Origin of the sequence: Roseobacter phycocola (genome assembly GCF_042055075.2) — a bacterium.
In the GTDB taxonomy this organism is placed as follows: Bacteria; Pseudomonadota; Alphaproteobacteria; order Rhodobacterales; family Rhodobacteraceae; genus Roseobacter.
Genome location: NZ_CP194010.1, coordinates 4027596 through 4042762 on the forward strand (window position 1 = coordinate 4027596; position 15167 = coordinate 4042762).

The window sequence follows — 15167 nt, forward strand, 5'->3', positions numbered from 1 at the left end:
ATGGCGAAACTCGGTAAAAGAACCCGCGCAGCACGTGAAGCCTTTGCAGGCAAAGAGAATGTGACTGTCGAAGAGGCCGTCGCGCTGATCAAAGGCAATTCGAATGTGAAATTCGATGAGACTGTCGAGATCGCGATGAACCTCGGCGTTGACCCGCGTCACGCGGACCAGATGGTCCGTGGTGTGGTCGGTCTGCCCAATGGCACAGGCAAATCCGTTCGCGTTGCTGTTTTCGCACGCGGCCCGAAAGCTGAAGAAGCACAGGCCGCAGGTGCAGACATCGTCGGCGCCGAAGACCTGATGGAAACTGTTCAGGGCGGCAAAATTGAATTTGATCGCTGCATCGCAACCCCGGACATGATGCCGATCGTTGGCCGTCTGGGTAAAGTGCTTGGCCCCCGTAACCTGATGCCGAACCCCAAGGTTGGCACTGTGACCATGGACGTTGAGGCCGCCGTCAAGGCAGCCAAAGGCGGCGAGGTTCAGTTCAAGGCTGAAAAAGGCGGTGTTGTGCACGCAGGTGTTGGCAAACTGTCCTTTGATGAAGCCAAGCTGGTCGAGAACATCCGTGCGTTTGTGAGCGCGGTCTCCCGGGCTAAGCCGACAGGTGCCAAGGGTGCTTACATGAAAAAAATCGCGCTGAGCTCCACAATGGGCCCCGGCGTCTCCGTTTCGGTCGATAACGCCGTAACTGAGTAACCAGATTTGGCGGGGTGACCCGCCAGATAGGCAGGGCCGATATACTGGTCCTGCTTCTGTCCGAGACGGAGGGTCCGGGGTTCGCGCCCCGCATAATTCCTTCCTGAGATGGGAAACGAGAAAATTCCGGCCTTCGGGCGGTTTTGGTCTCGGGACCCTGAATTGGACCCGAAACGGGTGCTGACCATCGCACCCTGAACTGAGCCGGGCAGGGGAACCTGCCCAATACTGGAGTGAAACTGTGGATAGAGCACAAAAAGAACAGCTGGTCGAAGAGCTCGGCCAGATCTTTGAAAGCTCTGGCGTCGTTGTGGTCAGCCACTACGCCGGTCTGACAGTTGCTGAAATGCAGGACCTGCGCGCCAAAGCACGCGAAGCGGGTGGGTCTGTGCGTGTTGCCAAAAACAGGCTCGCCAAGATCGCCCTTGAGGGCAAGCCATGCGCAAGCATCGCTGACCTTCTGACGGGTATGACCGTTCTGACCTATTCTGAGGATCCTGTGGCCGCGGCCAAGGTTGCTCAGGACTTCGCCAAAGGAAACGACAAGTTCGTCATCCTCGGCGGTGCAATGGGTGAGAACACACTGGACGTCGCCGGTGTCGAAGCCGTGTCCAAAATGCCGTCTCGCGAGGAGCTTATTGCTACCATCGCTGGCATGCTGGGCGCACCTGCATCGAACATCGCCGGGGCCATTGGCGCACCTGCAAGCAACATCGCATCCATCCTGTCCACCATTGAGGACAAGGCGGCTGCATAAGGCATCGTCAAACCGGCGTCGGGTTGAAAACGCGACGTTGGAACACACATATCGTTAACGGAAAGAGCTGAACATGGCTGATCTGAAAAAACTGGCAGAAGAGATCGTTGGTCTGACCCTGCTTGAAGCACAAGAACTGAAAACAATCCTCAAGGACGAGTACGGCATCGAGCCCGCAGCAGGCGGCGCAGTGATGATGGCTGGTCCTGCCGGCGACGCTGGTGGCGCAGAGGAAGAAAAGTCGGAATTCGACGTTGTCCTGAAAAACGCAGGCGCATCGAAAATCAACGTGATCAAAGAAGTTCGCGGCATCACCGGTCTGGGCCTCAAAGAAGCCAAAGACCTGGTCGAAGCCGGCGGCAAGATCAAAGAAGGCTGCGACAAGGCAGAAGCAGAAGAGATCAAGGGCAAGCTGGAAGCAGCTGGCGCCGAGGTCGAACTGGCCTGATCCGGTTTTCAGGGGAGCAGACGGTTTCCGTCTGAATACCCCGCCAGAAAAAATGAGCTGGACCCGGAGTTTTCCGGGTCCGGCTCAACCCGTCCTGGCAAGGGCCTTTCGACGAAGGCTTTTTCCCGGATGCGGTTCAATGGTCGGGAGGTTGCCGGTGGGACGGCAGCCAGAATGGACCGAAACGTATCTTCTCGTATGGGCGGAGAGCCGTGGCCCGACGGCAGCTCCGACCGGTGAGAACACTGAAAGGTGACAGCAGACATGGCGCAATCGTTCCTTGGCCAGAAACGTCTTCGTAAATATTATGGCAAAATCCGTGAAGTTCTGGATATGCCGAACCTCATCGAGGTACAGAAATCTTCCTATGACCTTTTCCTGAACTCCGGCGACGGGGAAACACCCAGCATCGACGAAGGCATTGCCAGCGTTTTCGATTCTGTTTTCCCGATCAAGGACTTCAACGAAACGGCGACGCTTGAGTACGTCAAGTACGATCTCGAGAAGCCGAAATACGATGTTGAGGAATGTCAGCAGCGTGACATGACCTACAGCGCGCCGCTGAAGGTGACGCTGCGTCTCATTGTGTTTGATGTGGACGAAGACACAGGTGCGAAGTCCGTCAAGGATATCAAGGAACAGGACGTATTCATGGGCGATATGCCCCTGATGACGCCTAACGGCACCTTCGTTGTGAACGGTACTGAGCGTGTGATCGTTTCCCAGATGCACCGCTCGCCGGGCGTGTTCTTTGACCACGACAAAGGCAAAACCCATTCCTCGGGCAAGCTGCTTTTCGCCTGCCGGATCATCCCGTACCGCGGCTCCTGGCTGGACTTTGAGTTCGACGCCAAAGACATCGTCTTTGCACGCATCGACCGTCGCCGGAAGCTGCCGGTCACGACGCTGCTTTATGCGCTGGGGCTCGATCAGGAAGGCATCATGGATGCCTACTACAAAACAGTCACCTACCGTCTCGAGAAGAACAAAGGCTGGGTCGCCCCGTTCTTCCCTGATCGTGTGCGCGGGACCCGCCCGACATACGATCTCGTAGATGCGGCGTCCGGCGAAGTCCTGTTTGAAAAAGGCAAGAAGGTCACGCCGCGCGCGGTCAAGAAACTGATCGACGAAGGCACAGTCACTGAACTGTTGCTGCCCTATGATCACATTGCCGGCAAATTTGTCGCCAAAGACATCATCAACGAAGAAAACGGTGCAATCTACGTTGAGGCCGGTGACGAACTGACGCTCGAATACGACAAGGACGGCACACTCATTGGCGGCACAGCCAAGGAGTTGGTCGACGCGGGTATCACCGAGATTCCGGTCCTCGACATCGACAACGTTAACGTTGGTCCCTACATGCGCAACACCATGGCGCAGGACAAGAACATGAACCGCGACACCGCGCTCATGGATATCTACCGCGTCATGCGCCCGGGCGAACCGCCCACCGTCGAAGCCGCTTCTGCGCTTTTTGACACGCTGTTCTTTGACAGCGAGCGTTATGACCTGTCGGCGGTTGGCCGCGTGAAAATGAACATGCGTCTGGCGCTTGACGCCGAAGACACGCAGCGCACCCTGCGCCGCGAAGACATCGTGGCCTGCATCAAGGCGCTGGTGGATCTGCGCGACGGTCGTGGTGATATCGACGACATCGACCACCTCGGGAACCGCCGGGTGCGTTCGGTTGGCGAACTGATGGAAAACCAGTACCGCGTTGGCCTGCTGCGCATGGAGCGTGCAATCAAAGAACGGATGTCGTCGGTCGAGATCGACACGGTGATGCCGCAGGATCTGATCAACGCCAAACCGGCGGCAGCAGCCGTGCGCGAGTTCTTTGGCTCCAGCCAGTTGTCGCAGTTCATGGACCAGACCAACCCGCTTTCCGAAGTGACGCACAAACGTCGTCTGTCGGCGCTTGGGCCGGGTGGTCTGACCCGCGAGCGCGCAGGCTTTGAGGTCCGCGACGTACACCCCACGCACTATGGGCGGATGTGTCCGATTGAAACGCCGGAAGGCCCGAACATCGGTCTGATCAACTCGCTGGCGACCTTCGCACGCGTGAACAAATACGGTTTCATTGAAACGCCCTACCGCAAGGTTGAAAACGGTCAGGTGACGGACGAAGTCCACTACATGTCCGCAACCGAGGAAATGCGCCACACAGTGGCTCAGGCGAACGCGAACCTCGATGAAAACATGAAGTTCGTGAACGAGCTGGTGTCGACGCGCCAGTCCGGGGACTACACGCTTGCGCCGTCCGAAAGTGTGGACCTGATCGACGTGTCGCCCAAGCAGTTGGTTTCGGTAGCGGCATCGCTGATCCCGTTCCTCGAAAACGACGACGCGAACCGCGCTCTTATGGGCTCGAACATGCAACGTCAGGCTGTGCCGCTCCTGCAGGCCGAGGCGCCGCTTGTCGGCACCGGTATCGAAGAAGTGGTCGCAAGGGATTCCGGTGCTGCCATCATGGCGAAACGTGCCGGTGTCATCGACCAGGTCGATGCCAGCCGTATCGTGATCCGGGCCACCGAAGATCTGGAGCTGGGCGACGCGGGCGTGGACATCTACCGTATGCGCAAGTTCCAGCGGTCGAACCAGAACACCTGCATCAACCAGCGTCCGCTGGTCAAAGTGGGAGACCGGGTGTCCAAGGGTCAGGTTGTTGCGGATGGTCCGTCAACGGATATGGGGGAACTGGCGCTCGGCAAAAACGTCGTCGTCGCCTTCATGCCCTGGAACGGCTACAACTATGAGGACTCGATCCTGATTTCTGAGCGTATTGCCCGTGACGACGTCTTCACCTCGATCCACATCGAGGAATTCGAAGTCGCTGCCCGTGACACCAAGCTCGGGCCGGAAGAGATCACCCGCGACATCCCGAACGTTGGCGAGGAAGCCCTGCGCAACCTCGACGAAGCGGGCATCGTTTATATCGGCGCAGACGTCGAGCCGGGCGATATCCTCGTGGGTAAAATCACTCCGAAGGGCGAGAGCCCGATGACACCGGAAGAAAAACTTCTGCGTGCCATCTTCGGTGAGAAAGCCTCCGATGTGCGCGACACCTCGCTGCGTGTGAAACCAGGCGACTTCGGTACGGTTGTGGAAGTACGGGTCTTTAACCGCCACGGTGTGGAAAAAGACGAACGTGCGCTGCAGATCGAGCGTGAGGAAATCGAACGTCTGGCCCGTGACCGGGACGACGAGCTCGCCATTCTTGACCGCAACATCTACGCGCGTCTGAAGTCGATGATCCTCGGCAAAGTAGCTGTCAAAGGCCCAAAGGGTGTGCCCGCGAACTCCGAGATCACCGAGGATCTGCTCGAAATGCTGACCCGCGGTCAGTGGTGGCAGCTGGCGCTCAAGGACGAGGCTGACGCTCAGGTGGTTGAAGCGCTGAACGAGCAGTACGAGATCCAGAAACGTGCTCTTGATGCGCGCTTTGAGGACAAGGTCGAGAAAGTCCGTCGTGGCGACGATCTGCCCCCGGGCGTCATGAAGATGGTCAAAGTCTTCGTCGCGGTGAAGCGCAAGCTGCAGCCGGGCGACAAGATGGCCGGTCGTCACGGGAACAAAGGGGTTATCTCCAAAGTGGTTCCCATGGAAGACATGCCCTTCCTTGCGGATGGTACACCGGTTGATTTCTGTCTGAACCCGCTGGGCGTGCCGTCGCGTATGAACGTCGGTCAGATCCTCGAGACACACATGGGCTGGGCCGCGCGCGGTCTCGGCATCAACGTGGACGAGGCGCTGCAGGAATACCGTCGGTCCGGCGACCTGACGCCAGTGCGTGATGCGCTGCATCACGCCTACGGTGAAAACGTCTATGACGAGGGTATCGCGGGCATGGACGAGGAGACGCTGATCGAGGCGGCGGGCAATGTTACACGCGGTGTGCCGATTGCAACGCCGGTCTTTGACGGTGCAAAAGAAGGCGATGTGAACGATGCGCTCAAACGTGCCGGCTTTAACGAGAGCGGTCAATCGATCCTCTTTGATGGCCGCACAGGCGAGCAGTTCGCGCGTCCTGTGACGGTTGGCGTCAAATACCTGCTGAAACTGCACCACCTGGTGGATGACAAAATCCACGCGCGCTCGACAGGGCCTTACAGCCTCGTTACCCAGCAGCCGCTGGGCGGCAAAGCGCAGTTCGGTGGCCAGCGCTTCGGGGAGATGGAGGTCTGGGCTCTGGAAGCTTACGGCGCTGCATACACCCTGCAGGAAATGCTGACCGTGAAGTCGGACGACGTTGCCGGACGGACGAAAGTCTATGAAAGCATCGTCAAAGGCGAGGACAATTTCGAGGCCGGTGTACCGGAATCGTTCAACGTTCTCGTCAAAGAAGTCCGGGGTCTCGGCCTCAACATGGAACTCCTGGATGCGGAGGAAGATGAGTGACGGGCTGATCCCCGTCACTTCACTCCCAACGCACCCCTTTCAAGGATTTGAAAATGAACCAGGAACTGACAAACAACCCGTTCAACCCGCTCACACCGCCCAAGGTGTTTGACGAAATCAAGGTGTCTCTGGCATCGCCCGAGCGCATTCTGAGCTGGTCTTTCGGGGAGATCAAAAAGCCTGAGACCATCAACTACCGGACCTTCAAGCCCGAGCGTGATGGCCTGTTCTGTGCGCGTATCTTTGGCCCGATCAAGGACTACGAATGCCTCTGCGGCAAGTACAAGCGCATGAAGTATCGCGGCGTTGTCTGCGAGAAATGCGGTGTGGAAGTCACGCTGCAAAAGGTCCGCCGTGAGCGGATGGGCCACATCGAGCTGGCCTCGCCTGTGGCACACATCTGGTTCCTGAAATCGCTGCCATCCCGCATCGGTCTCATGCTCGACATGACGCTGCGCGATCTGGAGCGGGTGCTCTATTTCGAGAACTACGTGGTGATCGAACCGGGCCTCACGGATCTTCAGTACGGTCAGATGATGACCGAAGAAGAGTACATGGACGCGCAGGACGCTTACGGCATGGACGCGTTTACCGCGAACATCGGTGCCGAAGCGATCCGCGAAATGCTGGCCGCCATCGACCTCGAAGCCGAAGCCGATCAGCTCCGTGAAGAGCTGAAGGAAGCCACAGGCGAGCTGAAACCTAAGAAGATCATCAAGCGTCTGAAGGTGGTTGAGAGCTTCCTGGAATCCGGCAACCGCCCGGAGTGGATGGTTCTGACCGTGATCCCTGTGATCCCGCCGGAACTGCGCCCGCTGGTGCCGCTTGACGGTGGTCGTTTCGCGACGTCCGACTTGAACGATCTCTATCGTCGGGTGATTAACCGGAATAACCGCCTGAAGCGTCTGATCGAACTGCGTGCGCCTGACATCATTGTGCGGAACGAAAAGCGGATGCTGCAAGAATCCGTTGATGCGCTGTTCGACAACGGTCGTCGTGGCCGCGTGATCACCGGTGCCAACAAGCGCCCGCTGAAATCGCTGTCTGACATGCTGAAAGGCAAGCAGGGTCGTTTCCGTCAGAACCTTCTGGGTAAACGCGTCGACTTCTCGGGCCGTTCGGTTATTGTGACCGGTCCGGAGCTGAAGCTGCACCAGTGTGGTCTGCCCAAGAAGATGGCGCTCGAACTCTTCAAGCCGTTCATCTACTCGCGGCTGGAGGCCAAGGGGCTGTCCTCGACGGTCAAGCAGGCCAAGAAGCTGGTTGAGAAGGAGCGCCCGGAAGTCTGGGACATCCTCGATGAGGTGATCCGCGAACACCCGGTGATGCTGAACCGTGCGCCGACGCTGCACCGTCTTGGCATTCAGGCGTTTGAGCCGGTTCTGATCGAAGGTAAGGCGATCCAGCTGCACCCGCTCGTATGTTCTGCGTTTAACGCCGACTTCGACGGTGACCAGATGGCCGTGCACGTCCCGTTGAGCCTTGAGGCGCAGCTGGAAGCGCGTGTTCTGATGATGTCCACAAACAACGTTCTGTCGCCTGCAAACGGTGCGCCGATCATCGTGCCGTCGCAGGATATGATCCTGGGTCTCTACTACACGACCCTGGAGCGCGAAGGCATGCCGGGCGAAGGTATGGTATTCGGGTCTGTCGAGGAAGTGCAGCACGCACTGGACGCAGGGCTTGTGCACCTGCACTCCAAAATCACCGCGCGGATCATGCAGATCGACGAAAACGGCATGGAAGTGATGAAGCGGTTTGAGACCACACCGGGCCGTATCCGCCTCGGCGCTCTGCTGCCGCTGAACGCCAAGGCGCCGTTCGAGCTGGTGAACCGTCTGCTGCGCAAGAAAGAAGTGCAGCAGGTCATCGACACCGTCTACCGTTACTGCGGTCAGAAGGAATCCGTCATCTTCTGTGACCAGATCATGACCATGGGTTTCCGTGAAGCGTTCAAAGCCGGGATTTCCTTCGGCAAAGACGACATGCTGATCCCTGACACCAAATGGCCGATCGTCGAAGAGACGCGCGAGCAGGTGAAGGATTTCGAACAGCAGTACATGGACGGCCTGATCACTCAGGGCGAAAAGTACAACAAGGTTGTCGATGCCTGGTCGAAGTGTAACGACAAGGTCACCGATGCGATGATGGGCTCGATCTCCGCCAGCCAGCGGGACGAGGCCGGTGCCGAACAGGAACCGAACTCGGTCTACATGATGGCGCACTCCGGTGCCCGTGGGTCGGTTACCCAGATGAAACAGCTCGGCGGGATGCGCGGCCTGATGGCCAAGCCGAACGGCGACATCATCGAGACACCGATCATCTCGAACTTCAAGGAAGGTCTGACCGTTCTTGAGTACTTCAACTCCACCCACGGCGCCCGTAAGGGTCTGTCGGATACCGCTCTGAAAACAGCGAACTCCGGTTACCTGACACGCCGTCTGGTTGACGTTGCGCAGGACTGCATCGTGCGTATGAACGACTGCGGCACCGAGACATCGATCACCGCTGTTGCAGCGGTCAACGATGGTGAGGTTGTGGCCTCGCTCTCCGAGCGCATTCTGGGCCGCGTTGTGGCCGAGGACATCATGCGTCCGGGTTCGGATGAGGTGATGGTTGCTGCCGGTACGCTGGTGGATGAACGGATGGCCGATGCAATCGAAGAGGCCGGTGTGGCATCTGCACGTATCCGCAGCCCGCTGACCTGTGAGGCCGAAGAGGGCGTCTGTGCCATGTGCTACGGCCGTGACCTGGCGCGCGGTACGATGGTGAACACCGGTGAGGCTGTCGGTATCATCGCGGCACAGTCCATCGGTGAGCCTGGTACACAGCTGACCATGCGGACCTTCCACATCGGCGGTGTTGCGCAGGGTGGTCAGCAGTCCTTCCTTGAGGCAAGCCATGACGGCAAAGTCGTGTTCGAGAACGCACAGACGCTTGAGAACACTGCTGGTGAGACCATGGTCATGGGCCGCAACATGAAGCTCATCATTCAGGATGAGAACGGCGAGGAACGTGCCAGCCACAAGGTCGGCTATGGTTCCAAGCTCTTTGTGAAGGATGGCCAGGACATCGCACGGGGCGACAAGCTCTTTGAGTGGGATCCCTACACGCTGCCGATCATCGCGGAGAAATCCGGTACATCGAAGTTCGTTGACCTTGTCAGCGGTATCGCTGTACGGGACGAGACCGATGACGCGACAGGGATGACCCAGAAGATCGTGATCGACTGGCGTGCGGCACCGAAGGGCAACGAGCTCAAGCCCGAAATCATCCTGGTGGATGGTGACGGCGAGCCCGTGCGCAACGATGCGGGCAACCCTGTAACCTATCCGATGTCTGTGGACGCGGTTCTGTCTGTCGAGGACGGCGCCGAAGTGCAGGCCGGTGACGTTGTCGCGCGTATCCCGCGTGAGGGTGCCAAAACCAAGGACATCACCGGTGGTCTGCCGCGTGTGGCCGAACTCTTTGAGGCACGTCGTCCCAAAGATCACGCCATCATCGCGGAAATCGATGGTTATGTCCGCTACGGCAAGGACTACAAGAACAAGCGTCGTATCGCGATCGAAAGCTCCGAGGATCCGGATCACAAGGTCGAGTACATGGTGCCCAAGGGCAAACACATCCCGGTTGCGGAAGGTGATTTTGTCCAGAAGGGTGACTACATCATGGACGGTAATCCGGCACCGCATGACATCCTGGCCATTATGGGTGTCGAGGCGCTGGCGGATTACATGATCGACGAAGTTCAGGACGTCTATCGCCTGCAGGGTGTGAAGATCAACGACAAGCACATCGAAGTAATCGTGCGTCAGATGCTGCAGAAGTGGGAAATCCAGGACAGCGGAGACACCACGCTGCTTAAGGGCGAACATGTGGACAAGCAGGAATTCGATCAGGCCAACGAAAAGGCCCTGTCGAAAGGCGGCCGTCCCGCTCAGGGCGAACCGATCCTGCTTGGCATCACCAAGGCGTCGCTGCAGACACGCAGCTTCATCTCGGCGGCGTCCTTCCAGGAGACCACCCGCGTTCTTACCGAAGCCTCTGTGCAGGGTAAGAAGGACAAGCTTGTTGGTCTCAAAGAAAACGTCATCGTGGGCCGCCTGATCCCGGCCGGTACCGGTGGCGCGACCATGAAAGTCCGCCGTGTGGCTCAGGACCGTGACAATGTTGTCATCGAAGCCCGTCGTGAAGAAGCCGAAGCTGCAGCAGCGCTGGCAGCACCGGTGATGGAAGACGACATGGTGGGCGGCGATGTGTTCGACACGATCATTCCGGCGGATGAAGACAGCCGCGACTGAGATCGCATGAAATGAAAACGGAAGGCCCCCGCAGGAATATCCTGCGGGGGCTTTTCTTTGGGCGGTGTGCGGTGTTTTGTACGCGCAGTGCAGGAACGAAGGCAGGTCATGACGGTGCGAATAAATATAGCGGGCTTGATGCGGCCTTCCGTCCGGATCAACGGTTCCGGCCCCGTCCTCCATGACATGAGGATGCGCTGACCATGTCACCCAATCTCATCGGTGCACTTCTGATGATGGCCTCAATGGCCTGTTTTACGTTTAACGATGCGCTTATCAAAATGACGGATGGCGCGTTGCCGCTCTTTCAGCTGCTGTTCCTGCGGGGCATTCTGGCCAGCCTGCTGATCTTTCTGATGGCCCGGGCGCGGGGAGCCTTGCGTGGCCCGGTCGCTCCAATGGACCGCATGATGATCGCTGTCAGGTCCCTGTCCGAGGTGGGTGCCGCCTATTTCTTTATCTCTGCGCTGCTTAATATGCCGCTGGCTAATGTGACGGCTATTCTGCAGATCCTGCCGCTGACCGTGACGCTGGGGTCAGCTCTGTTTTTCCGCGAAGCCGTCGGCTGGCGCCGGATGCTGGCAATTGTCATCGGGTTCGCCGGCATGCTGATGATCGTACGCCCTGGCAGCGATGGGTTCTCGCTGTGGTCGGTTTATGCATTGATTGCAGTGCTCTGCGTGACGGTCAGGGATCTGTCGACGCGGAGGTTGTCCGGTGATGTGCCGTCTTTGCTGGTCACGCTGTCCGCCTCCGTCACGGTTCTGGTGGCATCGGGTCTCGCCTCGCTGACCACTGAATGGGCCCCTGTGACGCCAACACTGGCCTGGCTGCTGGGGGGATCGTCGGTGTTCATTGTGGGGGGGTATTTCTTCTCGGTGCAGGTCATGCGGGCCGGGGATGTGTCGTTTATTGCACCATTCCGATACACCGGTCTGATCTGGGCGCTTCTGCTGGGGTGGGTTGTCTTCGGCGACTGGCCGTCCGGGATGACACTGGCTGGTGCGGCAATCATCGTTGCAACCGGCCTCTTCACACTCTACCGCGAACGCAGCCTGATGCGCGGCTGAAACAATGCGGCCGGGCAGGAGAGAACGCCTGCCGTTCCACATACTTTTGACCCGGTATCAGAGGGCAGCACGCCCTGTTGACACCTGATCCGACTCCTTTTATACGCGCGGCATCCCGGAGACAGGGGTCGCTCTGTTCTCTGAAATCAAAATGCAGTGGTCACGATCCGGTCTAATGCTGACCCGATCCTCTGTAGCCTCACCGCGTCGTTTTCCCCGGTACGGAAACGGAAGCGGTTTTTTTGTTGTCGTATGGATATGCGGCGAGAAATAAACGCGCTTTCTGCGCAAGCCCGGGTCATGGACGCGTGATCTGTCGAAACTGAAACCCGCATGGGGTCGTCCCTGTGCACGTATTATGAGCTAAACGGGGAAAGAACCGGAATGCCAACGATCCAGCAGCTGATCCGCAAACCGCGGCAGCCGAAAATCAAACGTTCGAAGTCCATGCACCTGCAGGAATGCCCGCAGAAGCGTGGCGTCTGTACACGTGTCTACACAACCACACCGAAAAAGCCGAACTCGGCGATGCGGAAGGTTGCCAAGGTACGCCTGACAAACGGCTTCGAAGTCATCAGCTACATCCCGGGCGAAAGCCACAACCTTCAGGAACACTCTGTGGTTCTGATCCGTGGCGGCCGTGTCAAAGACCTTCCTGGTGTGCGTTACCACATCCTGCGCGGTGTGCTTGATACACAGGGCGTCAAAGACCGTAAGCAACGTCGTTCGAAATACGGCGCGAAGCGTCCGAAGTAAGGAGAGACCAAGATGTCCCGTCGCCACGCAGCCGAAAAACGCGAAGTCCTGCCCGACGCCAAATATGGCGATCTGGTTCTGACAAAATTCATGAACAACCTGATGATCGACGGCAAGAAGTCGGTCGCAGAACGTATCGTATACAACGCCCTCACACGCGTTGAGACAAAAATCAAACGCGCCCCTGTCGAAGTCTTCCACGAAGCGCTCGACAACATCAAACCTTCCGTCGAAGTCCGTTCGCGCCGGGTTGGTGGTGCGACATACCAGGTTCCTGTCGAAGTGCGCCCCGAGCGTCGCGAAGCCCTGGCAATCCGCTGGCTGATCAAAGCCTCCCGCGCGCGCAACGAGAACACCATGGAAGAGCGCCTCGCAGGCGAGCTTCTGGACGCTGTTCAGTCCCGCGGCACCGCGGTGAAAAAGCGCGAAGACACCCACAAAATGGCAGACGCCAACAAAGCGTTCAGCCACTACCGCTGGTAAACACGTCGCGCCCCCCGGGGGCGCGATTATCCGTTTTTAGATATCCTGAGGAAGCAGCCCCATGGCACGCGACTATCCGCTCGACCGCTACCGCAACTTCGGCATCATGGCGCACATTGATGCCGGCAAAACGACCTGTTCGGAACGTATCCTGTATTACACAGGTAAATCCCACAACATCGGTGAGGTGCACGATGGTGCGGCCACCATGGACTGGATGGAGCAGGAGCAGGAGCGTGGCATCACGATTACTTCTGCGGCGACAACCACGTTCTGGGAGCGTACCGAAGACGGCTCCACTGCGGACACTCCCAAGCACCGCATGAACATCATCGACACCCCCGGCCACGTTGACTTCACCATTGAAGTTGAGCGTTCGCTTGCCGTTCTCGACGGCGCGGTTGCCGTTCTGGACGCAAACGCCGGTGTTGAGCCGCAGACAGAAACTGTCTGGCGTCAGGCCGACCGCTACAAGGTGCCGCGTATCGTGTTCGTCAACAAGATGGACAAGATCGGTGCGGACTTCTTCAACTGCGTTCACATGATCCAGGACCGTACAGGCGCAACACCCTGTCCGATTCAGATTCCGATCGGTGCTGAGAACGAGCTCGAAGGCATGGTTGACCTGATCACCATGGAAGAGTGGGTCTGGGCCGGTGAAGACCTTGGTGCGTCCTGGGAGAAACGCCCTGTCCGTGACAGCCTGAAAGAGCAGGCCGAAGAGTGGCGCGGTAAGATGATCGAAGTCGCCGTCGAAATGGACGACGATGCGATGATGGAATACCTCGAAGGCAACGAGCCTGACGTGGAAACACTGCGCAAGCTGATCCGCAAAGGCACGCTTGAAATCGCCTTCATCCCGGTTCTGTGTGGTTCGGCGTTCAAAAACAAAGGTGTCCAGCCGCTGCTGAACGCTGTGATCGACTACCTGCCGAGCCCGCTCGACGTTGTTGATTACATGGGCTTCAAACCCGGTGACGAAACGGAAACACGTGACATCGCCCGCCGCGCGGACGACGAAATGGCTTTCTCCGCGCTGGCGTTCAAAATCATGAACGACCCGTTCGTTGGGACGCTGACGTTCACACGGATCTATTCCGGTGTTCTCAACAAGGGTGACACGCTGCTGAACTCGACCAAAGAGCGCAAAGAGCGTGTTGGCCGGATGATGATGATGCATTCGAATGACCGTGAGGAAATCACAGAAGCATTCGCGGGCGACATTATCGCGCTGGCAGGTCTGAAAGACACGACAACCGGTGACACGCTTTGTGCTGTCAACGACCCGGTCGTTCTGGAAACCATGACCTTCCCGGATCCGGTAATCGAGATCGCGGTTGAGCCGAAAACCAAAGCCGACCAGGAGAAAATGTCCACAGGTCTGGCGCGTCTGGCGGCAGAAGACCCGTCCTTCCGTGTTGAGACAGATCTCGAATCCGGTCAGACGATCATGAAGGGCATGGGTGAACTTCACCTCGACATCCTCGTTGACCGTCTGAAGCGTGAATTCAAGGTTGAGGCGAACATCGGTGCGCCGCAGGTTGCCTATCGCGAGACGATCTCGAAAGAGGCAGAGATCACCTACACGCACAAGAAGCAGTCGGGTGGTTCGGGTCAGTTCGCGGAGGTCAAGATGATCCTCATGCCGACCGAGCCGGGCGAAGGGTATTCCTTCGAGAGCCGCATCGTTGGTGGTGCTGTTCCGAAAGAATACATCCCGGGCGTTGAAAAGGGTATCCAGTCGGTGATGGACTCCGGTCCGCTGGCGGGCTTCCCCGTGATCGACTTCAAGGTCGCGCTGATCGACGGTAAATTCCACGACGTTGACTCCAGCGTCCTGGCGTTCGAGATCGCAGCACGTATGGGTATGCGCGAAGGCATGAAGAAAGCCGGCGCAAAACTGCTTGAGCCGATCATGAAGGTCGAGGTGGTCACACCTGAAGAGTACACCGGTGGTATCATCGGCGATCTCACATCCCGTCGTGGCCAGGTGCAGGGTCAGGACACCCGCGGCAACGCGATTGCCATTGACGCTTTTGTACCGCTGGCAAACATGTTCGGCTACATCAACACACTGCGTTCGATGTCGAGCGGTCGGGCGAACTTCACCATGCAGTTCGACCACTACGAGCCGGTGCCGCAAAACATCTCCGACGAGATCCAGGCAAAATTCGCATAAACCTGCTGCCCCGCCAGGGGCAGCAAACCATTCCGGCGGCGGATGCTGCCAACCAGAACACCTAAGGAGGCCA

Annotated in this window: 9 protein-coding genes; all 9 read left to right on the forward strand. The window is 58.2% G+C overall.

Annotation, left to right across the window (positions count from 1 at the left end; translation table 11 throughout):
* Positions 1 to 699, forward strand: coding sequence for a 50S ribosomal protein L1 (rplA, locus tag AB4K19_RS19950; protein ID WP_375229973.1), 699 nt, complete (start codon positions 1 to 3; stop codon positions 697 to 699).
* Between the two features lie 241 nt (positions 700 to 940).
* Positions 941 to 1456, forward strand: coding sequence for a 50S ribosomal protein L10 (gene rplJ, locus AB4K19_RS19955; protein ID WP_375229974.1), 516 nt, complete (start codon positions 941 to 943; stop codon positions 1454 to 1456).
* Between the two features lie 73 nt (positions 1457 to 1529).
* A complete protein-coding gene (gene rplL / locus AB4K19_RS19960; RefSeq protein ID WP_375229975.1) occupies positions 1530 to 1904 on the forward strand; it encodes a 50S ribosomal protein L7/L12 in 375 nt (124 codons plus the stop codon).
* A 264-nt stretch (positions 1905 to 2168) separates the two neighbouring features.
* The gene (rpoB, locus tag AB4K19_RS19965; RefSeq protein ID WP_375229976.1) at positions 2169 to 6305 is read left to right on the forward strand and encodes a DNA-directed RNA polymerase subunit beta; all 4137 of its coding nucleotides are present in this window, start codon (positions 2169 to 2171) and stop codon (positions 6303 to 6305) included.
* A 53-nt stretch (positions 6306 to 6358) separates the two neighbouring features.
* Entirely contained in the window at positions 6359 to 10606 is a 4248-nt protein-coding gene (gene rpoC, locus AB4K19_RS19970; protein WP_436398657.1) for a DNA-directed RNA polymerase subunit beta', read from the forward strand.
* A gap of 203 nt (positions 10607 to 10809) precedes the next feature.
* Positions 10810 to 11676: a DMT family transporter gene (locus tag AB4K19_RS19975; RefSeq protein ID WP_436398659.1), complete on the forward strand. Its 867-nt coding sequence runs from the start codon at positions 10810 to 10812 to the stop codon at positions 11674 to 11676.
* 384 nt (positions 11677 to 12060) lie between these two features.
* Positions 12061 to 12432 (forward strand): 30S ribosomal protein S12, encoded by a 372-nt coding sequence (rpsL, locus tag AB4K19_RS19980; protein ID WP_011570072.1) that lies wholly within the window; start codon positions 12061 to 12063, stop codon positions 12430 to 12432.
* A 12-nt stretch (positions 12433 to 12444) separates the two neighbouring features.
* Entirely contained in the window at positions 12445 to 12915 is a 471-nt protein-coding gene (gene rpsG, locus AB4K19_RS19985) for a 30S ribosomal protein S7 (protein WP_159978195.1), read from the forward strand.
* Positions 12916 to 12976: 61 nt separating this feature from the next.
* Positions 12977 to 15094 carry an elongation factor G gene (gene fusA, locus AB4K19_RS19990; RefSeq protein ID WP_375229977.1) on the forward strand — a complete coding sequence of 706 codons (2118 nt, stop codon included), beginning with the start codon at positions 12977 to 12979 and terminating at the stop codon, positions 15092 to 15094.
* Positions 15095 to 15167 lie beyond the last annotated feature (73 nt).

Excerpts from the sequence above, each read along its gene's own strand:
- rplA (WP_375229973.1), top strand. The coding sequence starts at position 1 with ATGGCGAAACTCGGTAAAAGAACCCGCGCAGCACGTGAAGCCTTTGCA.
- rplL (WP_375229975.1), top strand. The coding sequence starts at position 1,530 with ATGGCTGATCTGAAAAAACTGGCAGAAGAGATCGTTGGTCTGACCCTG.
- rpoB (WP_375229976.1), top strand. The coding sequence starts at position 2,169 with ATGGCGCAATCGTTCCTTGGCCAGAAACGTCTTCGTAAATATTATGGC.
- rpoC (WP_436398657.1), top strand. The coding sequence starts at position 6,359 with ATGAACCAGGAACTGACAAACAACCCGTTCAACCCGCTCACACCGCCC.
- AB4K19_RS19975 (WP_436398659.1), top strand. The coding sequence starts at position 10,810 with ATGTCACCCAATCTCATCGGTGCACTTCTGATGATGGCCTCAATGGCC.
- rpsL (WP_011570072.1), top strand. The coding sequence starts at position 12,061 with ATGCCAACGATCCAGCAGCTGATCCGCAAACCGCGGCAGCCGAAAATC.
- rpsG (WP_159978195.1), top strand. The coding sequence starts at position 12,445 with ATGTCCCGTCGCCACGCAGCCGAAAAACGCGAAGTCCTGCCCGACGCC.
- fusA (WP_375229977.1), top strand. The coding sequence starts at position 12,977 with ATGGCACGCGACTATCCGCTCGACCGCTACCGCAACTTCGGCATCATG.